The 25,098-nt window shown below is 41.4% G+C and carries 25 protein-coding genes; all 25 read right to left on the reverse strand.

The window, feature by feature from the left end; all coding sequences use genetic code 11:
* Positions 1 to 14: 14 nt before the first annotated feature.
* On the reverse strand, positions 15 to 908 hold the full coding sequence (gene dprA / locus ACFSFY_RS11800) for a DNA-processing protein DprA (RefSeq protein ID WP_381538266.1): 894 nt from the start codon (positions 906 to 908) through the stop codon (positions 15 to 17).
* Positions 909 to 976: 68 nt separating this feature from the next.
* Entirely contained in the window at positions 977 to 1,879 is a 903-nt protein-coding gene (gene sucD / locus ACFSFY_RS11805; protein WP_381538267.1) for a succinate--CoA ligase subunit alpha, read from the reverse strand.
* 17 nt (positions 1,880 to 1,896) lie between these two features.
* Positions 1,897 to 3,057: an ADP-forming succinate--CoA ligase subunit beta gene (gene sucC / locus ACFSFY_RS11810; protein WP_381538269.1), complete on the reverse strand. Its 1,161-nt coding sequence runs from the start codon at positions 3,055 to 3,057 to the stop codon at positions 1,897 to 1,899.
* Positions 3,058 to 3,173: 116 nt separating this feature from the next.
* Positions 3,174 to 3,464 (reverse strand): EscU/YscU/HrcU family type III secretion system export apparatus switch protein, encoded by a 291-nt coding sequence (locus ACFSFY_RS11815; protein ID WP_381538270.1) that lies wholly within the window; start codon positions 3,462 to 3,464, stop codon positions 3,174 to 3,176.
* On the reverse strand, positions 3,461 to 5,377 hold the full coding sequence (locus ACFSFY_RS11820) for a hypothetical protein (RefSeq protein ID WP_381538272.1): 1,917 nt from the start codon (positions 5,375 to 5,377) through the stop codon (positions 3,461 to 3,463). The genes ACFSFY_RS11815 and ACFSFY_RS11820 overlap by 4 nt, the downstream gene beginning before the upstream one ends.
* Positions 5,378 to 5,379: 2 nt before the next feature.
* Positions 5,380 to 6,156, reverse strand: a complete 777-nt coding sequence (locus tag ACFSFY_RS11825) for a ribonuclease HII (protein ID WP_381538273.1) — start codon at positions 6,154 to 6,156, stop codon at positions 5,380 to 5,382.
* A 692-nt stretch (positions 6,157 to 6,848) separates the two neighbouring features.
* Complete coding sequence (ylqF, locus tag ACFSFY_RS11830; RefSeq protein ID WP_381538274.1) at positions 6,849 to 7,691, reverse strand: ribosome biogenesis GTPase YlqF; 843 nt, start codon at positions 7,689 to 7,691, stop codon at positions 6,849 to 6,851.
* Between the two features lie 17 nt (positions 7,692 to 7,708).
* Positions 7,709 to 8,266 carry a signal peptidase I gene (gene lepB / locus ACFSFY_RS11835; protein ID WP_381538276.1) on the reverse strand — a complete coding sequence of 186 codons (558 nt, stop codon included), beginning with the start codon at positions 8,264 to 8,266 and terminating at the stop codon, positions 7,709 to 7,711.
* Positions 8,267 to 8,374: 108 nt separating this feature from the next.
* Complete coding sequence (gene rplS / locus ACFSFY_RS11840) at positions 8,375 to 8,719, reverse strand: 50S ribosomal protein L19 (RefSeq protein ID WP_381538278.1); 345 nt, start codon at positions 8,717 to 8,719, stop codon at positions 8,375 to 8,377.
* A gap of 132 nt (positions 8,720 to 8,851) precedes the next feature.
* Positions 8,852 to 9,586, reverse strand: coding sequence for a tRNA (guanosine(37)-N1)-methyltransferase TrmD (gene trmD / locus ACFSFY_RS11845; protein ID WP_381539063.1), 735 nt, complete (start codon positions 9,584 to 9,586; stop codon positions 8,852 to 8,854).
* Positions 9,586 to 10,101, reverse strand: coding sequence for a ribosome maturation factor RimM (gene rimM / locus ACFSFY_RS11850; RefSeq protein ID WP_381538280.1), 516 nt, complete (start codon positions 10,099 to 10,101; stop codon positions 9,586 to 9,588). Before rimM ends, trmD begins: the two co-directional genes overlap by 1 nt.
* Before the next feature lie 63 nt (positions 10,102 to 10,164).
* The gene (locus ACFSFY_RS11855) at positions 10,165 to 10,398 is read right to left on the reverse strand and encodes a KH domain-containing protein (RefSeq protein WP_381538282.1); all 234 of its coding nucleotides are present in this window, start codon (positions 10,396 to 10,398) and stop codon (positions 10,165 to 10,167) included.
* 16 nt (positions 10,399 to 10,414) lie between these two features.
* Positions 10,415 to 10,687, reverse strand: a complete 273-nt coding sequence (rpsP, locus tag ACFSFY_RS11860; protein WP_381538284.1) for a 30S ribosomal protein S16 — start codon at positions 10,685 to 10,687, stop codon at positions 10,415 to 10,417.
* Between the two features lie 113 nt (positions 10,688 to 10,800).
* A complete protein-coding gene (gene ffh / locus ACFSFY_RS11865) occupies positions 10,801 to 12,156 on the reverse strand; it encodes a signal recognition particle protein (RefSeq protein WP_381538286.1) in 1,356 nt (451 codons plus the stop codon).
* A 12-nt stretch (positions 12,157 to 12,168) separates the two neighbouring features.
* Positions 12,169 to 12,504 carry a putative DNA-binding protein gene (locus tag ACFSFY_RS11870; RefSeq protein ID WP_381538288.1) on the reverse strand — a complete coding sequence of 112 codons (336 nt, stop codon included), beginning with the start codon at positions 12,502 to 12,504 and terminating at the stop codon, positions 12,169 to 12,171.
* Between the two features lie 71 nt (positions 12,505 to 12,575).
* Entirely contained in the window at positions 12,576 to 13,577 is a 1,002-nt protein-coding gene (gene ftsY, locus ACFSFY_RS11875; RefSeq protein ID WP_381538289.1) for a signal recognition particle-docking protein FtsY, read from the reverse strand.
* Positions 13,578 to 13,592: 15 nt separating this feature from the next.
* Positions 13,593 to 17,150, reverse strand: a complete 3,558-nt coding sequence (gene smc, locus ACFSFY_RS11880; RefSeq protein WP_381538290.1) for a chromosome segregation protein SMC — start codon at positions 17,148 to 17,150, stop codon at positions 13,593 to 13,595.
* A gap of 2 nt (positions 17,151 to 17,152) precedes the next feature.
* On the reverse strand, positions 17,153 to 17,917 hold the full coding sequence (rnc, locus tag ACFSFY_RS11885) for a ribonuclease III (RefSeq protein WP_381538292.1): 765 nt from the start codon (positions 17,915 to 17,917) through the stop codon (positions 17,153 to 17,155).
* 132 nt (positions 17,918 to 18,049) lie between these two features.
* Positions 18,050 to 18,286 carry an acyl carrier protein gene (acpP, locus tag ACFSFY_RS11890; protein ID WP_381538294.1) on the reverse strand — a complete coding sequence of 79 codons (237 nt, stop codon included), beginning with the start codon at positions 18,284 to 18,286 and terminating at the stop codon, positions 18,050 to 18,052.
* A 41-nt stretch (positions 18,287 to 18,327) separates the two neighbouring features.
* A complete protein-coding gene (gene fabG / locus ACFSFY_RS11895) occupies positions 18,328 to 19,074 on the reverse strand; it encodes a 3-oxoacyl-[acyl-carrier-protein] reductase (protein WP_381538296.1) in 747 nt (248 codons plus the stop codon).
* Positions 19,071 to 20,018, reverse strand: coding sequence for an ACP S-malonyltransferase (fabD, locus tag ACFSFY_RS11900; protein ID WP_381538298.1), 948 nt, complete (start codon positions 20,016 to 20,018; stop codon positions 19,071 to 19,073). The genes fabG and fabD overlap by 4 nt, the downstream gene beginning before the upstream one ends.
* Positions 20,015 to 21,007, reverse strand: a complete 993-nt coding sequence (gene plsX, locus ACFSFY_RS11905) for a phosphate acyltransferase PlsX (protein ID WP_381538299.1) — start codon at positions 21,005 to 21,007, stop codon at positions 20,015 to 20,017. The genes fabD and plsX overlap by 4 nt, the downstream gene beginning before the upstream one ends.
* Complete coding sequence (gene fapR / locus ACFSFY_RS11910; RefSeq protein WP_381538301.1) at positions 21,004 to 21,588, reverse strand: transcription factor FapR; 585 nt, start codon at positions 21,586 to 21,588, stop codon at positions 21,004 to 21,006. Before fapR ends, plsX begins: the two co-directional genes overlap by 4 nt.
* Before the next feature lie 572 nt (positions 21,589 to 22,160).
* Complete coding sequence (gene recG, locus ACFSFY_RS11915) at positions 22,161 to 24,209, reverse strand: ATP-dependent DNA helicase RecG (protein ID WP_381538302.1); 2,049 nt, start codon at positions 24,207 to 24,209, stop codon at positions 22,161 to 22,163.
* A complete protein-coding gene (gene sdaAA, locus ACFSFY_RS11920; protein WP_381538303.1) occupies positions 24,190 to 25,098 on the reverse strand; it encodes an L-serine ammonia-lyase, iron-sulfur-dependent, subunit alpha in 909 nt (302 codons plus the stop codon). Before sdaAA ends, recG begins: the two co-directional genes overlap by 20 nt.

The raw sequence follows: 25,098 nt of genomic DNA on the forward strand, positions 1-25,098 counted from the left end.
GCAGTCTACTTTATTTACGTGTGGATAAAAGTCAATGCATCAATTACTTGATAACCGCTCCAAAGCGGCCGTGCACCTTCATCTATCAGCTTATTTGGTCCCCCGGAAAGTTCAGACGTTACAGAACCAGGAACCGCATAGACCTCTTTTCCGTTTTCCAAGGCATGCTCAACTGTACTCATTGTACCACTTCTATCTGCCGCTTCTGTTACTATAACCGCGTCAGATAATCCACTAATAATACGGTTACGGTTTGGAAATGTCCAACGTTCGGGCGTCACATATGGCGGATACTCAGTGATGAGCAGCTGAGTATCCGCCATTTCCTCTGCGAGTTGACGGTTTTCTGCTGGATACATATGAAACAAACCGTGCCCTAGAACCGCTATCGTTTTACCCCCGTATGAGATGGCGGCTTTATGAGCCATCGTATCCGCCCCTTTTGCGAGACCAGATACGATGACCACATTGTTTTCAACAAGTGGAGGCACAATAAGTTTTAAAGCTTGTTTCGAATAATCCGTTGCTTTTCGTGAACCAATAATAGCAATCTTATATTTTTCGGAAAGAATGTGAATGTCCCCTTTCATATAAAGGACTGTCGGAGGATCAAACAACGATAAAAGATGGCTAGGGTATAGGGGATTTGTAAACGGAATAGGGGTGATTTCATGCCGTTTATACAATTCTTCATAGGGGGTAGTTCTACTTTGTTGTAGTTTCATTTTTAATTTAACAGCATTCGGTAAGGTTATTCGTAATATACGTACCAATTCTTCAACCGAATAGTTTTGAAAATCAACTAGTTCAGGGTCTATTTTGTATAGGTTTTCCAGTCGATTCATGGGTATTGGTAGAACATAATGGAGAGCCAACAACCTTTTTTCAACATCTGTCAGTTGGTGCATTTTTTTCCTCCTCAAATTAAATTTTAAAAAATGCAGCGGCATCTAAAAGATACGCTGCATTCGTTATATTAATGTGTTTTACATTTTTCGTATATACCTTTTTCTTTAATAACTTTAATAAGTGTTTCTCCGATAACAGATGGAGTATCTGCAACTTCAACGCCAGCTGCATTAAGAGCCTTAATCTTTTCAGCTGCAGTACCTTTACCACCAGAGATAATCGCACCGGCATGGCCCATACGTTTTCCTTCTGGAGCTGTTTGTCCACCAATGAATCCAACTACTGGTTTAGTCATGTTTTCGCTAATCCATGCAGCAGCTTCTTCTTCAGCTGTTCCACCGATTTCACCAATCATAACAACCGCGTATGTGTCAGGATCATTGTTAAACTCTTTTAATACGTCAATGAAGTTTGTTCCGTTAACCGGATCTCCACCAATACCAACAGCTGTAGACTGACCGATGCCAGCTTGGCTTAATTGATAAGTAGCTTCATACGTAAGCGTACCAGAACGTGATACTACACCAACATGACCTTTTGTATGGATGTAACCTGGCATAATACCAATCTTACATTCATCAGAAGTAATAACGCCCGGGCAGTTTGGACCGATTAGACGAGTCTTTTTGCCTTCCATATAACGCTTTACTTTTACCATATCAAGAATTGGAATATGCTCTGTAATACAAATAGCCATATCTAGATCCGCGTCCACTGCTTCCATAATTGCATCTGCAGCGAATGGTGCTGGAACATAAATAACCGATACGTTTGCTCCTGTTGCCTTAACAGCGTCTTCCATTGTATTAAATACAGGAACTCCAGCAGCTGTTTCTCCACCTTTACCAGGTGTAACACCAGCAACAATTTTCGTTCCATACTCAAGCATTTGCTCTGTGTGGAAAAGTGCCGTAGCACCTGTAATTCCTTGTACGACTACTTTTGTATCTTTATTAATATAAATACTCATGTTTGTCCCTGCCTTTCTTAGCCTACGAGCTCAACGATCTTTTTAGCACCATCTGCCATTGAATCTGCAGCGATGATATTAAGTCCTGATTCGTTTAATAAAGCTTTACCTTTGTCTACGTTTGTACCTTCAAGACGTACTACAAGTGGAACTTGAAGTCCAACTTCTTTAGAAGCTGCAATTACGCCTTCAGCAATAATGTCACACTTCATAATTCCGCCAAAGATGTTAACGAAAATACCTTTAACAGCTTCATCTGAAAGGATGATTTTGAATGCTTCAGTTACTTTTTCTGCAGTTGCACTTCCACCAACGTCAAGGAAGTTAGCTGGAGATCCACCATAGTAATTGATAGTGTCCATAGTCGCCATTGCAAGTCCTGCACCGTTAACCATACAACCAATACTTCCATCAAGAGAAATATAGCTTAGGTCATGTTTTGAAGCTTCGATTTCTTTTGGATCTTCTTCGTCAAAGTCACGAAGTTCAACAATGTCTTTGTGACGGAATAGTGCACTTTCGTCAAAGTTGAATTTAGCATCTAAAGCGATAATATCACCTTCTGCTGTAACAGCAAGAGGGTTAATTTCTACAGTAGAAGCATCTTTTTCAACGAATACTTGGTATAAACCGAGCATGAATTTCACTGCTTTGTTTACAAGTTTCGTTGGTATATTCATTTTAAAAGCCATACGACGAGCTTGGAATCCAGTCAATCCAACAACCGGATCGATGATTTCTTTGAAAATCTTTTCTGGAGTTTCTTCAGCAACAGCTTCGATGTCTACGCCGCCTTCTTCAGAACCCATAAGTGTTACACGATCTGTAGCGCTATCAAGAACGAGTCCTACGTAATACTCTTTCTCAATATTTGAACCTTCTTCGATAAGAAGACGTTTAATCTCTTTACCTTCTGGACCTGTTTGGTGTGTAACAAGTACTTTACCAAGTAATTCTTTTGCGTACTCACGAACTTCGTCAAGATTTTTTGCAATCTTAACTCCACCAGCTTTACCACGGCCACCCGCATGGATCTGTGCTTTTACAACATAGATTCCTGGTGTAAGTTGTTTCGCAGCCTTAACCGCTTCTTCAGGAGAAAAAGCAACAATTCCTGTTGATACAGCTACGCCATAATCGCGTAAAAGCTGTTTTCCTTGATATTCATGGATATTCATCTTACATCCTCCAATCGAACTTATAACTCTTTATTTAGTGCCTTATCCATTGTAGTAAACTTGTCATAAAATGTCCACAGATGGATACCATTTGTCGAAAAGTAGTTTGATGTTTTTTATGTTCTTTTTTTTATGCCATGCTCACGATCCACTTGGTAAATGTACGCAAACACTTCAGATACCGCTTTATATAGCTCTTCAGGTATGGACTCATTGATATCTAATTGACCTAGAATTTCGACCAGACTCGGATCTTCTTGAATGGGTACATCATGTTCTTTTGCCTTAAGTAAAATATTTTCAGCAATTTTCCCTCGTCCTTTTGCAACAATTGTCGGAGCCCCACTTGAATTCGGATCGTAAGAAAGCGCGACTGCTTCTTTACGATTCTGTTTTTCCTCACTCATATGCGGTAATCCACTCCTTGCTCTAAATTATTGGCTTGTTTTTTTGACGGTTCAATACGTTTTGCTTCTTCATAGAACTCTTTAAAGAAAACACCTGAAAGTGTATAGCCTGCAGAATCTAGACCCTCTTTTAATTTTTCCTGCATAGGGTTTCCAAGTAGCTTCAAGTCTTTATCTGCATTGTAAACAGTTAGAGTCACCACTTTATTTTGAACTTGCATATCGACGATGGTTTTATCCAATGAATGTAAATCAAGATAAAACAGAATTCGAGCAAAACTGGAATCGATTTTACCGTTCTCTTTCATTCGACCGTTCCACTCTAAAGTAGCATCTACTTTTTTACCAAAAAACTCGAGTGGAATTTGCATAACCAGTTGATGTTGAACGCCGTTGTCACTCGATGCAAGAAGGGGTCCATTCATCCGCGTGACAAGCATTTCAGCACTCTCTTTAATTGCTTGCGATATCAATGGGTCTGACATAAGAGAAAGTAGTAACGGTTTTAGTGTTGCTGCCAGATTCCCAATATTTGCATCCCGACTAAGGAGACCTGCCTCATAATTCATTCCAAAAGATCGTACAATCGTTTGAATCGCATCTTTAATAGCTTTTCCGTCCATCGCAGTTGTGACTGCCACTTCTGCAGCTTGGAGTTGTTTTTGAACAGAAGGGTTATTCGATTGCTCCGCATTTTTAACGAGTACGGCTAGTTTGTCCATCGCCTCAGGCTGTATGGTTTGGCTACTAAGTGCCGTTAAAAGTTGTTCTTTTATTCCAGTCGCAGTTGTTGTAAAAGGAACTGCAACTGCATTTTCAGAAGACATTCGCGCGAGAGCCAAACTGAATTCAGCAGCAAATTTAGTTCCACCAGTGGAGGTAGATAACGAATTCGTCATGCGATCTATTAATACTGTCAACGTCGCTTTATTTTCGGTACTCAGAGTCGTTTCCGAAGCAACAAGGTTTTTCAACTTCGTTAATTGGTCCATTGTAGGATTTTGTGGTTGACTATTAATCTGTTTGAGCAATAGGCCAATTTCTTGGGTTATAGATTGTTGCGTCGCGGGTTGTTGTCCGGTTGACAGCCCTTCTGAAATTAATGAGGTTAATACTTGCTGCAAATTTGCAAGGGAGGTACTTGGCGGCAACACATCTGCACCTTTTAATAATTGTACTGTTGCGAAACGACTTTCTGTACTTTCTGCGGGATTAAGCAGCGTCAATAAAGCTTGTCCAAGAGCCGCTCTTCCCGTCGCTTGCAGAAACGGCTTTTCAACAGTTTCAAGCGATGCTAGTATTGCTTGCTTCATCTGCGGAGGAATCGTTGTATCGGACACCATTAAACTTTTTAAAGAAGTAAGTGAAGTATGTAACCCCTCTTTGGATTCAACGCCAAAAAGAGCTTTGAAAACACTTTCGTTAAAAGGCACCTTCAGCTCAACCATCTTCTGGATTGTCGCTAGTGCTTCAACTCTCGCGGCTGTGGGGACAGTTTTCAACAGTGCTTCTGCTTGCATTAAACTCTCTCTAGTCATCGGTATCTTACTTTTCAGTACAAAGGTCAGCAACTCCTGCATTTCAGCAGTTTTGGGAAGTTGCATGGACTCCATAAGACTTGCAAGTTGACGCACCGGACCTTCCGAGCCACTCATCGGCCCCGATATAATTTTCAATTGCAATTCAGGTTTTACCGCGGATACTTGAAAATAGTAAGAATCTCCGGCCTTCAGTGGTACTTCCAACTTTGCGTATAATTTTTGACCGCCAATTTGAACTTCAGCCATTTGTCCCGGGAAAAGTTGCTTTATTTGGCCGTGAAATAATTGGCCTTCTTTTAAAACAAGTGGCTTATTTTCGGCAGCAGGCATTGAGGATTGTGCACTCACAGAAGTCATTGCCCCAAAACTCATTGTTACGTCCTCCTTTCCGATGTCATTGATTTGATAGGTTCAAAACTTCTACGGTGATGCTCACAAGGTCCGAATTCTTCAAGTGCTTCTAAGTGTTTGGCTGTTCCATATCCTGCATTATTAATAAAGTGATACATAGGAAATTCATTATGTAAATCATCCATTATTGCATCTCGTTCTGTCTTAGCCAATATAGAAGCTGCTGCGACAACTAAACTCTTTGCATCCCCTTTTATTACCGAAGCCGTTGGGCATGAAATCGTAAGGGACATTGCATCAACAATAACAAAATGCGGAGATACAGTGAGTTCGTTTACGGCCTGTTCCATCGAATCTCTTGTGGCTGCGTAAATGTTCATAGCATCAATGGTTGTGGCTGGCTGAATATGAACGGAATAATCAATTGCGATTCTCTTAATGATTTCAGCAAATCTCTCGCGGTTTTGTTTTGTAATTGCTTTTGAATCATCTAATCCAATTAGCTCGCGCGTGTCTGCCGGTAAAATAACCGCTGCAGTCACCACAGGGCCCGCTAACGGTCCCCGACCCGCCTCGTCAACTCCTGCAACGAGTTCCTCTTCAGAGCGCACAAACGAGCGGTCGAAGGCTATCTTAGTGATATGGGCATTTTTAATAAGTTCATTTTTATCGTATTGCCGTTGCCATCTGTTCAGAGCGGCTTTCACGCCAGCTCTAGAGTCTTCTGAGAGCTCTGCCATCCAAGGTTCCGGCTCTTTGGCCGATTGCAGTTGCTCAGTGATTTCTTTTATCGTTTTCATGTTGATCACCTTCCACGTTTTCGACTTTTATATGGTTGTACAATAAGTTAAGTTTTCCAAAGAAGATGTTGTCACTACACGCTAATCTCCGTTCCGACCGGACGCGTTCCATGGGGCGCGCATCGAGCCTCCTCGTCGCGAAAACCACGCTCCTGTGGGGTCTCGACTGTCACGCTGATCCCATTGGAGTCGCCGGTCTGCACTCCAATTAGCTAAAGTCTGCGGGAATTATAAGTTCCTTATATATATATCGTAACAAGTAAGGTTCCATTTGAAATAATCATCGACTGGAGTTTTTCGCCAACATCATTTGATGAAAAACCACTAACATATTTGTTTCCCTATCAGTATCTATCGGTTACTAAAGCATTTTTTCGACTCTTTGAAGTAAGAATTATAAGACCTTGAAGCATAATATTAGTTGCTTGGAATGCACGATGGCGACTCCAGCGGGAACAAGGACGAATGCATTTCAATTCGGCCACCGAGCCACAGGAGCGTGCTCTTCGCGACGAGGAGACTGAATGAGGCCACGCCCAAAGACGAATGAAGTGTATTCTTCTTTGCTGGAAAGCACCATCTGGAATAGTTGGAGCCCTATTTGAAGTAAGAAAGACCGATTGCCCAGTGAAATTCCACATACGGCATCGGTCTTCAATTTATTTACTATAATTTGCTTACTTTAAAACTTTTCAAACAAAGTCGAAGGTAAGTTTACCTAAATGTTCGCCGCGAATGTCTCGTACAATCATTTCAGACACTTTGTCAAAATCGACTTCTCCGCCAGTTGTATAGACTTTACGAAGTTCTCCGATGCTCGTTAAAACTTCAATGATGCTGTCATCCACTTTTGTAAGACCGTATCTTTGGCTGAGACGATTTGGATAGTGCTCCTCAAGAAAACGGAGACCGTAAATGGCTAAATCCTCCATATTAAGAATCGTGTCTTTGATGGCGCCTGTTAGAGCTAATTTATAACCCGCTTCTTTGTCTTCAAATTTCGGCCAAAGAATACCTGGTGTATCCAATAGCTCAAGTTCTTTACCGTATTTTATCCATTGTTGCGCTTTTGTAACACCGGGTGTATTACCTGTTTTCGCAATGTTTTTCTTCGCCAAACGATTGATTAATGTTGATTTCCCTACGTTTGGAATACCAACAATCATCGCCCGAATGGCTCCTGGACGAATTCCCCGACTGCGCATCCGCTCATGCTTTGGCTCTAATATTTCTTTAGCTGCTTTAGTGATAGCCAGCATTCCTTTACCTTCGAACGAGTTAATCGAGATTGCTCGATCTCCCCGGTCCTCAAAGTATCGAATCCACTTAGCCGTCTCATTATCATCCGCGAGATCTGCCTTATTTAATATTAGAAGTCTTGCCTTTTGATGAATTACATCGTCTATCATTGGATTTCTAGATGATAAAGGTAATCTAGCATCAATGAGTTCAAACACAATATCAACGAGCTTTAATTTCTCAGTTACTTCTCTTCGTGCTTTTGCCATATGGCCTGGAAACCATTGAATTGTCATGCATTTATCTCCTTTCGTCAGTCGACGATTCCGAAATCTTTTATCGGCCAGAAGACAATTTTGGTATTGCCTATAATCTCGTCGATTGCTATAACTCCGATATGTCTTGAATCTTTACTCTTTCTCCGATTATCTCCGAGAACAAATATATAACCTTCAGGAACTGTCTTGCTTTGAATCTTATCTTCGAGTGAAAAGTCCTCGGTGAGTGGTCTATCAGAAACTTCGTCTTTGTATTTATCAAGATAAGGTTCTTCGTATGCATTCCCGTTAATATATAAAACATCATCAATATATTCCACTTCATCGCCAGGAAGTCCAATGATCCGTTTAATATAATCTTTTTGTTCAGGGGCATGAAAAACCACGATATCAAAACGTTTCGGCTTACCAATGGTATAACCGATTTTGTTTACAACCATCCGGTCTCCATCTGAAAGCGTCGGCATCATAGATATACCGTCTACCACAATTGGAGTAAATAAAAATAGACGAATAATTGCGGCCAGTCCAAAAGCAATTAAGAGCGCTTTTACCCATTCCCAAGTTTCGTTTTTAGGTTTCTTTTCATCCATTGTTAAAGCCCCCTCGCCTTATACTTTCTTTATTGTACAGTCTATTCTTATATCGGGCAAAAAGAAGGGAGGCCGTAGTAGATGGCCTCCCTAAATCTTAGTTCTCTATTATCGAATTTCTTTAATACGTGCAGCTTTTCCGCGTAGGCTACGAAGATAGTACAATTTCGCACGGCGTACTTTACCACGACGAGTAACTTCTATTTGAACAATTTTCGGTGTATGTACAGGGAATGTACGTTCAACACCAACACCATTGGAGATTTTACGAACCGTGAATGTTTCACTGATTCCTCCCCCACGACGTGCAATAACAACACCTTCATAAATTTGGATACGCTCGCGCGTTCCCTCAACGACTTTAACGTGTAATTTCACAGTGTCTCCCGCACGATATTCCGGGTGGTCTGTACGAAGCTGATCTTTTGTGATTTCTGCTACAATGTTTTGCATTTTTTTCTCTCCTTCTCCGCGGATGTTCTTGCACTTTTGCTTTTGCAGCGGAACATCAGTCAGTATGTACTTCATTTTAGAAGCACATACAAGATACTACCACAATGTCGCTGCCTGTGCAAGTTCATCTTTTTATTTATTTCGTTCTAATTGTTTCAGTAATGTACGTTGAAAATCTGTAAGTGGAGCAGTTTCGAGTAAGTCTTTTCTTCTCTCATATGTCCGAATTAGAGATTGTTCTTCACGCCATTGATTTATCTTCGCATGATTTCCCGATAGAAGAACTTCTGGTACTTCCATGCCTTTAAAGTTTGCGGGCCGAGTATAGTGAGGATGTTCGAGGAGTCCTGTTGAAAACGAATCCAACATCGGGGAATCCACATTGCCGAGTACGTTTGGCAAAAGTCGAACGACGCTATCAATGATAGCCATTGCAGCAATCTCTCCACCCGTTAAGACGAAGTCTCCAAGCGATAATTCATCCGTAACAAGCACATCTCGAATTCGCTCGTCGTACCCTTCGTAATGGCCACAAATGAAGATAAGATGTTCTTCAGAAGATAGTTCTTCTGATTTTTTCTGAGTGAATTTTTCACCTTGCGGACACAGTAAAATGATACGGGGTGGCTTTTCGGTATCCACTGTCACATCTTCTATCGCAGCAAAAAGAGGTTCAGGTTTAAGGACCATTCCCGCACCACCGCCGTAAGGATAATCATCTACCTTGTGATGCTTATCTGTCGCATAATCACGAAAGTTAATGACATTAAACGAAACAGCGTCATTCGCCTGTGCCTTTTTCATGATTGACGAATGAAGAACTCCTTCAAACATTTCCGGAAAAAGGGATAGTACATCGACTTTCATCATGAAAGCAGTCCTTCGATCGGCTCAATGACAATTCTTTTTGCATCGATATCGATTTCTTTCACAAATTCATCAATGTATGGAATATAATGCGGTTTTCCTTTTTCAGGTGTAATTGTCCAGACATCTTTCGCACCTGTTTCTAGAATGTCCGTAATTTTACCAAGCTCTAATCCTTCAGTCGTTACAACCGTACAACCAAGAATTTCATGGTAATAAAACTCGCCATCCTCAAGCTCACTCAGATGTTTTTCAGAAACTTTAAACATGCCGTCTCTATACTTTTCAACATCAACCATATTGGGATGATTTTCAAATGTTAATAATTCAAAGTTTTTATGTTTCCTATGACTGGCTATCGTCAATTTAATGGATTTGTCGCTATCCGGCATAAATAAATCAAGTGTATTTCCGACAGCATAGCGTTCCTCAGGAAAGTCTGTATATGAATTCACACGAACTTCTCCGCGAATACCATGAGTATTTACGATTTTACCTACATTAAACCATTCCATCACTTTACACTTCCTTAATATGATGCAAAAAAAGAAGGAACATAGGCTCCTTCTTTTTTTGCATCAATCTATAATTTCTACGTTCACTCTCTTACCGTGGTGACTTCCTGCTGCTGAATAAACTATAGTACGTATCGCTTTCGCAACACGGCCTTGCTTTCCAATCACTTTGCCCATATCTTCAGCATTGACGGAAAGCTTATAAGTAATTCGACTATCGTATTCATCCATTTCAACCCGAACATCGTCGGGATAATCGACTAACGGTTTGACGATTGTTTCAATCAGCTGCTTCATGTACACCCCTCCTAAATTATTTGCCTAATTTAGAGTTATGGAATTTCTCCATGATCCCTTGATCAGAAAATAGGTTACGGACAGTATCAGATGGTTGTGCACCATTATGAAGCCATTTAAGAGCTGATTCTTCATTGATTTTTAGTTCCACCGGTGTTTTCAATGGATTGTAAGTACCCACTGTTTCGATTTGACGACCGTCACGTGGTGAACGTGAGTCCGCTACTACAATACGATAGACTGGAGACTTCTTTGCTCCAATACGTTTAAGACGAATTTTAACTGACATTAATTATTGCACCTCCGAATAGTTTCACACAAGATAGTATGTTATCAAGCTTTTGTTTGTTTGTAAAGTCTTTTCTCTTAACACCCTAAAATAAATTTATTTTGAGTGTGTTTTTATTTAAAAAATGAATCCAAACCAGGCATTTTCATCTTCTTTTTACCTTTTTGTTGCATGCCCGTCATCTGCTTCATCATTTTCTTCATATCTTCGAATTGTTTGAGTAAACGATTCACATCTTGAATCGTTGTTCCCGAACCTTTAGCAATTCGTCGACGTCGATTAGCATTAATGATGTCTGGTGTTGTTCGTTCCGTAGGAGTCATCGATTGGATAACTGCCTCCACACGGCCCATTTGGCTCTCGTCCACCTTAGCGTTTTCAAGCCCTTTAATTTTTCCAGCCCCTGGCATCATTTTCAATAAATCATCCAATGGACCCATTTTCTTAACTTGTTGCAATTGATCAAGAAAGTCATCCAATGTAAACGACTGCGTTCGGAACTTTTCTTCGAGTTCCTTCGCTTTGTCTTCATCAACGTTTTCTTGCGCTTTCTCTATAAGTGACAGCACGTCACCCATACCTAGAATTCTCGAAGCCATTCGTTCCGGATGAAACGGTTCCAGTGCATCCATTTTCTCACCCATACCGACAAACTTAATAGGCTTATCGGTTACTGAGCGAATGGATAATGCAGCACCACCGCGCGTATCACCGTCAAGTTTTGTAAGTACAACACCTGTTATGCCAACAGTGTCGTTAAAGTTTTTCGCAACATTCACCGCATCTTGACCGGTCATCGCATCGACAACTAAGAACACTTCGTCCGGCGTTGTAAGATCGCGAATGTCAGCAAGCTCTTGCATGAGTTTCTCATCGACATGTAGTCTACCAGCTGTATCGATAATTACGACATCGTGATGCTCATTCTCAGCTTCAACAAGTGCTTGTCGCACAATTTCTACAGGAGAAATATCTGTTCCGAGAGCAAATACAGGTATGGTTAATTGTTTCCCTATTGTTTCCAATTGTTGGATTGCTGCAGGTCTATAAACATCTGCTGCAACGAGAAGCGGTTTTTTGTTGTGACGTTTGCGAAGTACCGCTGCTAATTTACCTGAAGTTGTCGTCTTTCCGGCACCTTGTAGACCAATCATCATAATGACTGTTGGTGATTTCCGGGCAAACTGAATTGGGTTTTGTTCTCCACCCATCAGGTTTGTCAATTCATCTTTTACAATTTTGACGACTTGCTGACCTGGAGTTAAACTTTTCACAACTTCCTGTCCTATTGCACGTTCACTAACCGTTTTAACGAATTCTTTTACTACTTTTAAGTTAACATCAGCTTCAATAAGCGCGAAACGAACCTCACGCATCATCTCTTTAACATCTGCCTCGTTTACCTTACCTTTGCCCCTAATTTTTTGGAGCGTTCCTTGCAGCCGCTCGGCCAATCCTTCAAATGCCATGCACGCCGCCTCCTAGTCATAGTCTTTTAATCCGACCAACAGGTTTCGCATCTTTTCCGATTGGTCATCTGTTCCTTGAATTAATTGTTCTAAACTTTCGATGGCTTTTAAACGTTCTTGATGCTTGGAAAATAAATTCAATTTAAGTTCGTAATCTTCAAGCATCGCTTCAGTTCTGCGAACATTATCGTAAACAGCTTGACGAGAAATTCCGTATTCTCCAGATATTTCACCAAGTGATAGATCCTCAGAGTAATATAAGTTCATATAGAGTCTCTGTTTATCCGTCAAAAGAGTTTGATAAAAATCAAAGAGGAAATTAATGCGTGTTGTTTTTACAAGCGACATTGGACTCTCCCTCTCAAGTACACGTACTCATATTCAATCATATTATGGCCAACACTTGCTGTCAAGCTATTTTACTTGTCTAGTATCTCTTCTTCTAATTCAAGTCCATCTGCGAATAAACCATAGACATACTTTTCCGTGTCAAACGGTTGTAAATCATCTACACCTTCACCCAGACCGACAAATTTTACAGGAATATTTAATTTGTTACGAATCGCAAGAACAATTCCACCTTTGGCAGTACCGTCCAGCTTCGTTAACACAATACCCGTAACATTTGTTGCTTCCTTGAACGTTTGTGCTTGAACAAGAGCATTCTGGCCCGTCGTAGCGTCAAGTGCAAGCAACACTTCATGTGGTGCACCTTCGACTTCTTTACTTATGACGCGGTGAATTTTTTGAAGTTCATTCATCAAATTCACTTTGTTTTGCAATCGACCTGCGGTATCACAAATTAAGACGTCAATTTTCCGGTTTTTCGCTGCCCGGATGGCATCATACATAACTGCTGCCGGGTCCGACCCTTCAGATTGCCGAATCACTTCTACACCCGCACGCTCACCCCAAACGACCAATTGGTCAATAGCACCTGCACGGAACGTATCTCCCGCCGCAAGCATTACGGTTTTACCCTCGGCCAAAAGACGTGCTGCTAGTTTACCGATAGTCGTTGTTTTTCCAACACCGTTGACACCAACCATTAATATAACCGTTAACTCATCTTCTTGAATGTTTAACCGAACGTCCAATTCTTCGCCTGCATTATAAATTTCTACAAGCTTCTCGGAAATAACGGACTGTATTCCAGCAGTATCTTTTTTGTTTTTTCTTTGCACTTCAAGTTTTAATTGGTCGATTAATTCCATTACGGTCTCAACGCCAACATCGGCTTGCAGCAATAATTCCTCAAGTTCTTCAAAAAACTCTTCATCGATTTCTCTAAATCGTGCGACAAGATCATTGACCTTAGACGTAAACTGATTTCGGGTCTTCGCGAGACCTTCTTTAAATTTATCCGTTACTGCATCATTTGAACCTGTGATTTTTTCTTTCATTTTCCTAAAAAAAGACACTACGAATCACTCCTTTTATATAAGAGCCTCTTCTGGAACTTCTGACAGTTTTACAGAAATTAACTTGGAGACACCTGATTCCTGCATTGTTATTCCGTAAAGAACATCTGCACCTTCCATCGTTCCTTTACGATGTGTAATGACGATAAATTGGGTCTTATCTGAAAACCTATTTAAGTATTTACTGTAACGTAAGACGTTCGCCTCGTCGAGTGCCGCCTCAACCTCATCCAGTATACAAAACGGAACCGGTCTCACTTCGATGATTGAAAACAGAAGTGCAATTGCCGTCAAAGCACGTTCCCCACCGGACAACAAACTCAAGTTCTGAAGCTTTTTACCCGGAGGACGAGCAATGATATCCACACCTGTTTCGAGTAAATTCGAAGGATTTGTTAAAATTAAATCTGCATCACCACCGCCAAACATTTCCTTAAACACATCACGGAAACGGTTTTGAACTGCATCAAACGTTGCAGAGAAACGGGTCGTCATTTCTTGATCCATTTCGGACATCGCTTCTTGCAATGTGCTTTTAGCATCCAACAAATCATTTCGTTGCTCTGTTAAAAACTCGTATCGTTCAGATACTTCAGCATATTCGACAACTGCACCGGGATTAACAGGCCCAATTTCCGCAAGTTTACGCTTGAGTTCAGAAAGTCTCTTTCTTGTTTCCACTTCGTCGAATTCAATGACCGCAGCAAAATCGGGATGAAGACCGTATTCGTTTAACAGTCGCCCAGTTACGGCTTCGTATTTCACTTCCAACCGAGATTTTTCAACGGTCAATTTATTTAATTGAGACACAATAACAGCGGACTTTTCCCTAAGAGTTTTAAGAAGCAGTTCTTTTTCATCGACGTATTGGACGAGTTCCAATCGCTTCTTCCTACTGTTGTTCACTTCAGTTTCAAAGTGTTCTTTTTCAGCTAACGTTTTTTGGATTCGTTCACTAATTTCTTCCGAAGTTAAATCGCCATCTTCACTATTTCCTGTGAAATAATCTACTTCTTCAGCCAATAATGTGATTTTACGTTTTACCGCTTCGATTGTATGTACCGTCTCGTCAATCGACTTTTTATAATGAGTCCGTTGCTCTCGAAGAACCGCCGCACGTTCGCGCAAGTCAAAAATCTTGGCTGTTAGAATCGCTTCTTCCTGACGCCAATCAGCAGCGAGTCGTTCCAACATGACCACCTCAGCCGATATTTTATCCAAATCTTTTTTAACGAGTAAATGTTGTTCTTCCAGTTCTTTTTTACGTTTTAATAGAGTAGAACCCGTACTTTCAAACCCTTTTCTCTCCAATTCAGATGTAGTAATTTCACTTTCAATGGATCGAATAGCTATGTCTGTTTCACGAATTCCAGATTCCCCAGTTGCAATTTCAAGTTGAAGTACTTCAGTCAAATGACGCAACTGCTCCATTTCGTGCATAAAACCGGCAATCTCCATTTTCATATCACCAATGATTTTTTTTGCGGAATCGATGGATGATGCCATTTGAACGAGTTGTACCTTTAAAGTTTCCAACTCAGCCTTACGTGAAAAAACTGATGCCTGGCCTTTAACGCCACCACCTGTAAGAGAACCACCCGCATTTACAATATCACCGTCTATAGTTACGACCCGGTACCGATAGCCAATAGTTTTTGCAATTTCTGTCGCGCTCGCTAAAGAAGTTGCAACAAGCACATTTCCCAGAAGATTTTCAGTAATATCCCGGTACTCATCTTCCGTTTGAACGAGGCTACTAGCTGTCCCTACGAACTCAGGATGCTGTTTTGCTAGGCTTAGTGTAGCCGGTTGAATCATCCTTGACTTCATAACATCACGCGGCAAAAATGTAGCCCTACCGGCATTTTTAGATTTCAAATAAGCAATTGCCTGACGAGCTTCTTTTTCAGATGTCGTTACGATATTTTGCGACGCACCTCCAAGAGCTGTTTCAATCGCTTTGACATACGCACTTTCAACATTGATAAGTTCAGCTACAGCACCATTAATACCTGTTAACTTTCCGTCTCTATTCGCAACAAGAACTTCTTTGACTCCTAAGAAAAAACCCGAGAAATCCGCTTCCATACTTTCAAGCGCTCGTATTCTTCCTTGCATTTCATGTTGCCTGTTGAATGCTTTTTGAAGCAATTCTTGTTTTCCACGAAGTTCATCTTCTGCCGCTCGCACTGTTTCAGTTGTCTGTTTGTATTTTAGTTCCGTTTCTTTCGCCTGTTCTTTTACTTTACGTACGGATTGTTCCTTTTGCATCTTCTCAGATGTAAGCACCTTGAATCGATCGCTTAGGGATGACGTTTGTTGGAAGTACTTTTCAGATGAAGTCTTCTCTCCAACAAGTCGTTCATTCGCATGCTTCAAGTCATTTCTTATCGTCGCTTCTTCATTTAATCGATCAATGTACACCGATTTCAATTGCTCGATTTCTTTTTCGGTTTCCTTAACGGATCTTTTTAAAACTTGAGCAACATCATCTATTTCCTTCGTAACTGTTTCATATTCCGATTGAATTGATGCAAGTCGTTTTTGAGAATCTTGTAATTTCAAGTTCAGTTCATCTTGTTCAATTTTTGCAAGCGCTAGATCGGAATGAATTCGTTCAACTTGTTGATGGGCATTACGCCTTTTCTCGACCGAAAGAAGTCTTCTTCCTTCCCATTTTTCAGTCTCAGCACTGCTGCTTACAAGTTTTTTCTGAAGAGCATCCATTTCGATGTCTAATTGGGCCAACTGCGCTTTAAAACGATCGGACTCGGCACCGTTTTTTTCCAACAACTCTTCCAGTTCAGTATTCTTTTCATAGATGTTCTTTGCTTCCATCATTTTCTTTTCTATTTCAGCATGTTGGTTTCGCGCATCATAGTTCAACAAAGTGATGTCTGCATCTTGCGTCTCTTCGGAAAGAATGGCATATTTCTCTGCTGCTTCTGCATTCTTTTTCAGTGGACCAATACGTGTTTCAAGCTCTTTTAATATATCTAAAACACGGTCCAAATTATCCGCGGTTTCAAACAGCTTATGCTCGGCCTTCTTTTTTCTCGTTCGATATTTCAATACTCCTGCCGCTTCATCAAATATATTACGTCTTTCCTCAGGACGACTGTTCAGCACTTCATCCACACGACCTTGAGAAATGATTGAAAAAGATTCCTTGCCAAGACCAGAATCCATAAATACATCATTAATGTCTTTTAAGCGACATTGTTGTTTGTTTAATAAATAAACACTTTCTCCGGAGCGGAAAACTCTTCTACTCACACTAATCTCTGTATAATCCAACGGAAAAAGACCTTTAGAATTATCCAGAATTAAAGTGACTTCCGCAAAGTTCAACGGTTTCCTAGAATCACTTCCGGCAAAAATCACATCTTCCATCTTCGCACCACGTAGGGATTTTGCTGATTGTTCTCCAAGTACCCATCGGATTGCATCCGTAATATTACTCTTCCCGCTACCATTGGGTCCAACGATAGCGGTGACTCCTGGAACAAAATCAATTTCGATTTTCTCGGCAAATGATTTGAATCCAATTATTTCAAGCCTTTTTAGAAACACTTTTAAATCTCTCCTCCGGCTTGCTGCCTCTTCAATTCATCAATTGCGTTGCGTGCTGCTTCTTGCTCAGCCTCTTTTTTCGATTTACCACTGCCTACACCCAGCTGTTTCTCTCCAAGCCGGACAACAGTAACAAACTCTTTCGAATGTGCAGGACCTTTTTCTTCAACGACTTCATATTCAAGTTGCCCATGATTTGTCTGTTGAATAATTTCCTGTAACCCACTTTTATAATCCATCACATGCGAAAAAGCACCGATTGTAACTTTCGGAAAAATTACATTTTCAAGAAACTTTGTTACGGGTACCATACCTTGGTCCATATATAACGCACCAATAAACGCTTCAAATACATCCGCAAGAAGTGCCGGACGCATTCTGCCACCCGTTTGTTCTTCACCTTTACCAAGTAGTACATAACGGCCAAAATTCAGCTCATTTGCAAACTTAACGAGTGCCGGTTCGCAAACGATAGCTGCGCGTAATTTCGTCAGCTGCCCTTCACTCATATTAGGCTCAGCCGAATAGAGAAAACGGGATACTCCTAGTTCTAAAACTGCATCCCCTAAAAATTCAAGTCGTTCATTATCCGTAAAATTCTTTCTACGATGCTCATTCACATAGGATGAATGCGTAAATGCGTTATACAGCAAAGAACTGTCGTTAAATGTTATCGATAATTTTTCTTGAAGTTCGTTAAAACGATTCCGCACAGTTAGCGGAAGTGGAACTTTACTACTTTTACCGTTCGTACTCTTATTTGTCATAGAGTTGATTCTGCCTCTCTTCGTAATATCCCTTTAATTTTAACTGTTTAATGGACTGAGTGCAAAAGTGAAAAGAGACACTTCCAATCCTTTCAAAATGAAAGGATGAAAAGGTCTCTGTTAAAATGTCTATTATTTCACTTTACTTTCGATATATGAAACTGTATCACCGACTGTTGTAATTTTTTCTGCATCATCATCGGAAATTTCCATATCGAATTCATCTTCTAATTCCATTACAAGTTCAACGACATCCAAAGAGTCTGCGCCGAGGTCTTCACGGAATGAAGCTTCTGGTTTAATTTCACTTTCGTCGACGCCAAGACGATCGACGATTACTTTTGTTACACGACTAAGTACTGTTGACAAATTTGTCACCTCCCCTCGAAGTTGTACGATTCAATTTACAATTACATTACCATTCCACCATCAACATGGATGGTCTGTCCCGTAATATACGCTGCATCTTCAGAAAGTAGAAAGAGTACGGTCCGTGCTACGTTTTCAGGACTGCCCAATTTTCCAAGTGGTATCACACTCGTCATTTGTTCTTTCACTTCATCACTTAACGCCTCTGTCATATCTGTTGTAATAAATCCTGGGGCAACAGCATTTACATTAATATTACGCGTAGCTAATTCTTTTGCAACCGTTTTGGTAAATCCAATAACACCTGCTTTTGCCGCCACGTAATTCGCTTGACCTGGATTTCCCGAAACACCAACAATAGATGCAACGTTCACAATTTTGCCAGCACGTTGCCTCATCATTTGTCGTGTGACACCTTTTGTACACAGAAATACACCTTTAAGATTAATGTTAAGGACATCATCCCACTCGTCCTCTTTCATTCTCATAAGTAAATTATCTCGTGTAATTCCAGCATTATTTACAAGTATATCGATTGAACCAAATCTCTCAAGTGTTTGGTCCACCATATTTTTCACACTGTCTGTTTGAGAAACATCTGCTTGAATCGCAAATGCTTCACCGCCCGAATCAGTAATCAATTGAACAACTTCATCGGCTTTATCTTTGCTGCCGCTGTAGTTGACAGCAACTTTTGCGCCTTCTTTTGCTAATTGCAGAGCGATTTCCCGGCCAATTCCGCGAGATGCCCCTGTGACGATTGCCGCTTTTCCTGTGAACCTATTCATTCAGACCACCCTTTCGAAGCTTCTAACACTTCTTGTAGTGTCGATTCGTCATAAACTGCATAGACTTCTACTTCTTTACTAATCTTCTTTACGAGTCCACTCAACACTTTACCCGGTCCACATTCAATAAAATGTGTAACCCCAAGGTCAAGCATTGTTCGAACGGAATCCTCCCATAATACAGGGGAATAGAGCTGTTCGACAAGTAGTTTTTTTATTTCATCCGAATTTTGTACAACTGAAGCATTTACATTCGCAATTACCGGTACCGAAGCTTCACTCATTTCAATTGCACCTAACATTTTTTCAAGGTGTTTCGCAGCAGGTTTCATAAGTGAAGAATGGAAAGGCCCACTAACATTTAGCGGCAAGGCACGTCTCGCACCCGCTTCTTTCAGTTCCACACAAGCTGTTTCAACGCCTAGCTTTGTGCCTGAAATCACAATTTGTCCCGGGCAATTTAAATTGGCCGGTTGAACCGCATGACCTTTTGCTGTAATGGCATCCGTTACTTCTATAATCTTTTCATTACTCAAACCTAGAATTGCAGCCATAGCCCCTTCACCGGCAGGAACCGCTTCATTCATAAAATTTCCACGTTGGTGAACCGCTAAAACAGCATCTTCAAAAGAAAGTACGCCTGATGCAACAAGTGCAGTGTATTCTCCAAGACTGTGACCAGCGGTGTAATCCGGCTCGATTCCTTCATCAGCCAATCTAGAAGCAATCATCGTTCCAACCGTTAAGAGGGCCGGCTGTGCATTGTATGTTAATGTGAGATCCTCTGCAGGGCCTTCTAAAATGAGTTTGCTTAAAGCATACGAAAGTTCATGATCTGCTTTCTCTAAAAAAAGTTTACTCTTTTCATTTGTTTCCGTAAATTCTTTTCCCATTCCAACAACTTGCGATCCTTGTCCCGGGAATATGAAAGCAATCTTTGTCATTCAGCATTTCCCTCCTTAATTGTTTTTCGGATGATGCCACATACGTCATAAGCCACCATTGTTCGAGCCTGGCGGATTGCATTGTATATCGCATTCGCATTAGAAGATCCATGCGCTTTAATGACCGGAGAATTTAATCCAAATAAACCCGCGCCGCCATATTCCGTGTAATCCATTTTCTTTTTCAACCCACGAAGTTCATTTTTCACAAGAGCTGCAGACAGTTTCGTTTTCGTAGATGAACCATACACTTCTTTCAACATCGTGAAAAAACCACTTGCCGTACCTTCAATTGTTTTTAATATCATATTTCCTGTAAAACCATCCGTAATGGCTACATCTGCAACACCGACAAGTAAATCTCGCGCTTCAATGTTTCCGATAAAATTAATAGGAGCTTCCGAAAGAAGTTCGTATGCCGCTTTCGTCAGTTCATTTCCTTTTCCTTCTTCGGTACCAATGTTTAATAAGCCGACCCGTGGATTTTTAATGCCGCGAACTTGTTCCGCATAAATACTGCCCATAATTCCATATTGGGTGAGTTGTGTTGGTTTTGCATCAGCATTCGCACCAACATCCATCATCACAAAACCTTTACCATCCACTGTTGGAAGCGTCGGAGCAAGAGCCGGTCGCTCAATGCCGTCAATACGATTGACTATGAACAATCCCGCTGACATAAGCGCACCCGTATTACCTGCAGAAACACATGCATCTGCTTCTCCGTCTTTTACAGCCTGAGCCATGCGCACCATTGAAGCATCTTTTTTCTTACGAATCGCACGCACCGGTTCGTCGTCCGCTTCAATTACTTCTGTACAATGAAACACCTTTAGTCGATCGTGTTCCTTCAAGTACGGCGCCATCTTTGACTCATCGCCGTATATATGTATTTGTATATCATCGAATGCAGTTAAGCTTTCAAGTACCCCAGCAACGATTTCACCAGGGGCATGATCTCCACCCATTCCATCGACAGCTATGATCATAATAATTCCTCCTGCACTTTATCAGTCGTTCGATACATTAAGAATTCACCCGTAAAAACCGTTTCCCCATCTACTTCAGAAACGACTTCCACTTTCGTCCTCTTATGATTCGATTCTTCGTTATTTACTTCCGCGCGTGCAACTACTCGATCGCCCGCTTTAACCGGCTTCACAAAATGAATTGTCGATTTTACCGTTAAAGCAAGTTCGTCATCTAAAACCGCAACAGCAAGAGAATTCGCTTGTGCAAATAAATGATGACCGCGCGCAATTCCATTTCGTTGGAATACATGATCTTCTGTTACATCAAATATGGAAAGTGCTCGAACATCTAGTTTCAAATCGACAATATCACCAATGATTTCATCCGTGTGCATCGATTTGAGTTCACCCGTCAATGTTTTCGCCGCTACATTTTTAATTCGTTCACGTAACTCTGGTATTCCTTGCTCAAGCCGGTCTAAACGGATTGTCTGGACACTCACGTTAAAGTGCTTGGAAAGATCATCATCTGTATGAAACGGATTCTCCTCCAACAAATCACCAAGCAACCGTTGCCTCTCCACTTTAGGCATACGCAATCATTTCACCCTCTATATTAGGACTTGGTACTAACAACAGTATATAAAGATAGAAATGAGAAAGCAAGCATAGAAAGAAGGAGGGCAGTCTAAGTTCGCCACGTCCTGTGGCAACGACTGCACAACCCACGTCCTGTGGGCCGCCGTTTAGCCCCGACAGGCACAAGACATTTATCCACGGAGGCGCACTTTGCCTACTTGGATAAATTGCTTGTGACCCGAGGGGTTGGCGCCTGGAGACTAGACAGTCCCGAAAAGCGCAAGGCGCCGTTTAGCTCTGACAGGCACAAGAGGTTTATCCACGGTGGCGTACTTTGCCGCCTTGGATAAACAACTTGTGACCGAAGAGTTGGCGCCTGGAGACTAGACACATTGAAAAGCGGAAAGCACAAAATGTTGTTTTTCCCCAACCGCCTCACTAGGTAGTAGGTCCTGATTTGCGGATAAACTACTCAAAGTGTCGGATATAATCAGTGATGTGTCGGATAAACCCCACGAAGTGCCTGATATAACCACAGATTTGTCGGATATATGCACCAAGGTGTCGGATATATCCGTTTCAATCAAACACTTTAGTCGATTCGTTCATTCCCAAGAGCCCCTGAGGCTTCAAGTTGTTGTCTGAGTATCTTATACTCGTCCGCTTCCCAGAAGTAAGTGGAATTCAAAAGTTTCTCAGCATCTTTTCGTGCGGTATCGAGGGCTCTAAAGTCATGGACGAGGTCCGCAATTTTGAATTCAGGCATACCGCTTTGTTTTTTACCGAAAAAGTCGCCTGCTCCTCTGAGTTCGAGGTCTTTTTCAGCGAGAACGAAACCGTCATTTGTTTCCGTCATTGTTTGCATTCGCTCTTTACCCTCATCTGTTTTCGGGTCGGCCAGAAGAACACAATACGACTGGTCCGCCCCTCTACCCACTCTTCCCCTAAGTTGATGAAGCTGGGAAAGACCGAATCGACCCGCATCGTAAATGAGCATAAATGTCGCGTTGGGAACGTTAACGCCTACTTCTACTACTGTTGTCGAAACAAGAACATGAATGTCCCCTTCACTAAACTCACGCATGATCGCATCTTTTTCATCTGAATGGAGACGGCCGTGCATAAGTCCGACATTAAATTGACCTTTAAAATGCTGTGTTAATTGACTATGTACATCAACGGCATTTTGAACGTCCAATTTGTCGGACTCCTCGATTAAAGGACAGATTACATAAGCTTGACGACCTGCTCGTAATTCCTTTTCCATCTTTTGTAAAACAGGTAAAATCGATTCTTCTTTTAACCAATGCGTTTCAATTTCTTTTCGCCCCGCAGGCAATTCATCTAACACAGATACATCCATTTCACCAAAAACGGTAATGGCTAATGTCCGCGGAATTGGAGTTGCCGTCATAAACAATACATTTGGATTAAGTCCTTTATCCCGTAAAACACGCCGTTGTTCGACACCGAATCGATGTTGTTCGTCTGTAATTACAAGTCCAGGATTCTTAAACACAACATCTGGTTGAATAAGCGCATGCGTTCCAATCAGTAAATCGATTTCACCAGATTCTAACCTCTCTAACAAACTTACCCTCGCCTTTGCTTTTGTCGATCCCGAGAGGAAAGCTACCGTTACATTAAAAGGTTCAAGCCACTCCGCAAGAGTAGCAGCATGTTGTTCTGCAAGAATTTCCGTAGGAGCCATCAGCGCACCTTGAAAACCTGCTGTAATCGATGCGTAAATTGCAATGGCAGCAACTACTGTTTTCCCAGAACCTACATCTCCTTGAAGTAGACGATTCATTCGAACTGTACTCTTTAATTCTACACACAATTCATTCACTACACGTTTCTGTGCATTCGTTAATTCAAAAGGAAGCGACTCTATAAAAACCTTCACTTTCTCCAAATCATAATCCACTACAACGCCTAGTTCCGTTTCTTTTCGCGCTTTTTTTATTCCTTGCATCTTCAATTGGAATACTAGCAATTCCTCATATACAAAACGCCTTCTTGCTTGCTTTACATCCTCTGGACTTTTTGGAAAATGCACCATTTCCAGTGCTTCACTAATTGCAGGTATTCTATAGGCTACTAAAGTGTCGTTCGGAAGCGATTCTTCGTGCTTCCCTTCTGTGTAATCAAGAGCACTTCGCATAAACCTGCGAAATGTTTTTTGATGCATCACACTTTTCAAACTGTAGACGGGCTCAAAATCAGATTGCTCCGTTTTTGGACCATCGTGAAAATTGCTTACATTAATTAATTGCCGACCACGGTCCCACTTGCCTGTAACGGTAACAACAGTACCTAGCGTCATGCGAGCTTTTAAATAATGTTGATTAAAAAAAACCGCCTTCACAAGATGTCTTCCAGCAAGAAGACGGACTTGTAGACGGGATCTGTTTTTCCCTAAAAAAAGAATGGTAGGCTCACTTTCGACCCTTCCTTCAATGGTCACCCGTTCGTTGTGCGGTGTTTCGGTTAAATCCTTCAACCTGAAATCTTCATGTCGGTACGGGAAGGACATGAGAAGATCGTAAACGGAGTGGATGCCGAGTGCTTCAAGTTGTTCACCTGCAGCTTTCCCGACACCTTTCAATTCCGTTACAGAATCATGAAGTGACGGAGTCATGATCTGCCTTATCCGTACCAAATATTTTTGCTGTTAAAGCTTTTCCGGTAGGAGTTACAGCCAATCCGCCTTTTGCAGTTTCCCGTAGCGCGGAAGGCATCGATTGACCTATTTTATGCATTGCTTCAATAACTTCATCCGTCGGAATACGACTCACAACTCCAGCTAAAGCCATATCTGCTCCGACTAAAGCTTTTGCTGCCCCCATCGCATTTCGCTTCACACAAGGGACTTCAACTAGTCCTGCTACAGGGTCACAAACAAGTCCTAGCATATTCTTCATAACAATTGAAAACGCCTCAGCACTCTGTTGGGGTGTTCCACCAGCCATTTCTACAATAGCAGCGGCCGCCATAGATCCTGCAGATCCTGTTTCGGCTTGACACCCACCAGCAGCACCGGAAATCGATGCATTGTTTGCAACTACGAAACCAAAAGCACCTGATGTAAATAAATAATTCAACATTTGCTGTCGAGTTGGATTCAGTCTGTTTTTCACAGCAAATAACGTCCCTGGAACAATTCCTGCGGCACCCGCTGTCGGAGTTGCACAAATTGTCCCCATCGCTGCGTTCACTTCATTCGTTGCTACTGCTTTACTAACAGCATCCATCACTAAGTCTCCGCAAAGTGATTTGCCTGTCGCCATATACTTCTGAAGAAGAACAGCATCTCCGCCTGATAAACCCGAAGCAGAATGGACGCCTTCTAGTCCTTTTTCAACCGCATTTTCCATAACCGTCAAATTGTTATCCATTTGGGCAATAATATCTTCTCTAGAACGCTTTGTCATAAGCATTTCTTGTTCAATCATAATTTCTGAGATTGGCTTATTTTGAGATTCTGCAAGCGCAACCAGTTCTTTGACCGAAGTAAATAGTACTTCCAT

Origin of the sequence: Sporosarcina siberiensis, from assembly GCF_042681925.1 — a bacterium.
In the GTDB taxonomy this organism is placed as follows: Bacteria; Bacillota; Bacilli; order Bacillales_A; family Planococcaceae; genus Sporosarcina; species Sporosarcina siberiensis.

Excerpts from the sequence above, each read along its gene's own strand:
- ffh (WP_381538286.1), bottom strand. The coding sequence starts at position 12,156 with ATGGCATTTGAAGGATTGGCCGAGCGGCTGCAAGGAACGCTCCAAAAA.
- sdaAA (WP_381538303.1), bottom strand. The coding sequence starts at position 25,098 with ATGGAAGTACTATTTACTTCGGTCAAAGAACTGGTTGCGCTTGCAGAA.
- ACFSFY_RS11870 (WP_381538288.1), bottom strand. The coding sequence starts at position 12,504 with ATGTCGCTTGTAAAAACAACACGCATTAATTTCCTCTTTGATTTTTAT.
- rnc (WP_381538292.1), bottom strand. The coding sequence starts at position 17,917 with ATGACAAATAAGAGTACGAACGGTAAAAGTAGTAAAGTTCCACTTCCG.
- trmD (WP_381539063.1), bottom strand. The coding sequence starts at position 9,586 with ATGAAAGTCGATGTACTATCCCTTTTTCCGGAAATGTTTGAAGGAGTT.
- dprA (WP_381538266.1), bottom strand. The coding sequence starts at position 908 with ATGCACCAACTGACAGATGTTGAAAAAAGGTTGTTGGCTCTCCATTAT.
- ACFSFY_RS11820 (WP_381538272.1), bottom strand. The coding sequence starts at position 5,377 with ATGAGTTTTGGGGCAATGACTTCTGTGAGTGCACAATCCTCAATGCCT.
- rplS (WP_381538278.1), bottom strand. The coding sequence starts at position 8,719 with ATGCAAAACATTGTAGCAGAAATCACAAAAGATCAGCTTCGTACAGAC.
- ACFSFY_RS11855 (WP_381538282.1), bottom strand. The coding sequence starts at position 10,398 with ATGAAGCAGCTGATTGAAACAATCGTCAAACCGTTAGTCGATTATCCC.
- recG (WP_381538302.1), bottom strand. The coding sequence starts at position 24,209 with ATGACTCCGTCACTTCATGATTCTGTAACGGAATTGAAAGGTGTCGGG.
- ylqF (WP_381538274.1), bottom strand. The coding sequence starts at position 7,691 with ATGACAATTCAATGGTTTCCAGGCCATATGGCAAAAGCACGAAGAGAA.
- lepB (WP_381538276.1), bottom strand. The coding sequence starts at position 8,266 with ATGGATGAAAAGAAACCTAAAAACGAAACTTGGGAATGGGTAAAAGCG.
- rimM (WP_381538280.1), bottom strand. The coding sequence starts at position 10,101 with ATGGAATGGTTTAATGTAGGTAAAATCGTAAATACTCATGGTATTCGC.
- ACFSFY_RS11825 (WP_381538273.1), bottom strand. The coding sequence starts at position 6,156 with ATGAAAACGATAAAAGAAATCACTGAGCAACTGCAATCGGCCAAAGAG.
- sucC (WP_381538269.1), bottom strand. The coding sequence starts at position 3,057 with ATGAATATCCATGAATATCAAGGAAAACAGCTTTTACGCGATTATGGC.
- fabD (WP_381538298.1), bottom strand. The coding sequence starts at position 20,018 with ATGACAAAGATTGCTTTCATATTCCCGGGACAAGGATCGCAAGTTGTT.
- plsX (WP_381538299.1), bottom strand. The coding sequence starts at position 21,007 with ATGATCATAGCTGTCGATGGAATGGGTGGAGATCATGCCCCTGGTGAA.
- ACFSFY_RS11815 (WP_381538270.1), bottom strand. The coding sequence starts at position 3,464 with ATGAGTGAGGAAAAACAGAATCGTAAAGAAGCAGTCGCGCTTTCTTAC.
- sucD (WP_381538267.1), bottom strand. The coding sequence starts at position 1,879 with ATGAGTATTTATATTAATAAAGATACAAAAGTAGTCGTACAAGGAATT.
- rpsP (WP_381538284.1), bottom strand. The coding sequence starts at position 10,687 with ATGTCAGTTAAAATTCGTCTTAAACGTATTGGAGCAAAGAAGTCTCCA.
- fabG (WP_381538296.1), bottom strand. The coding sequence starts at position 19,074 with ATGAATAGGTTCACAGGAAAAGCGGCAATCGTCACAGGGGCATCTCGC.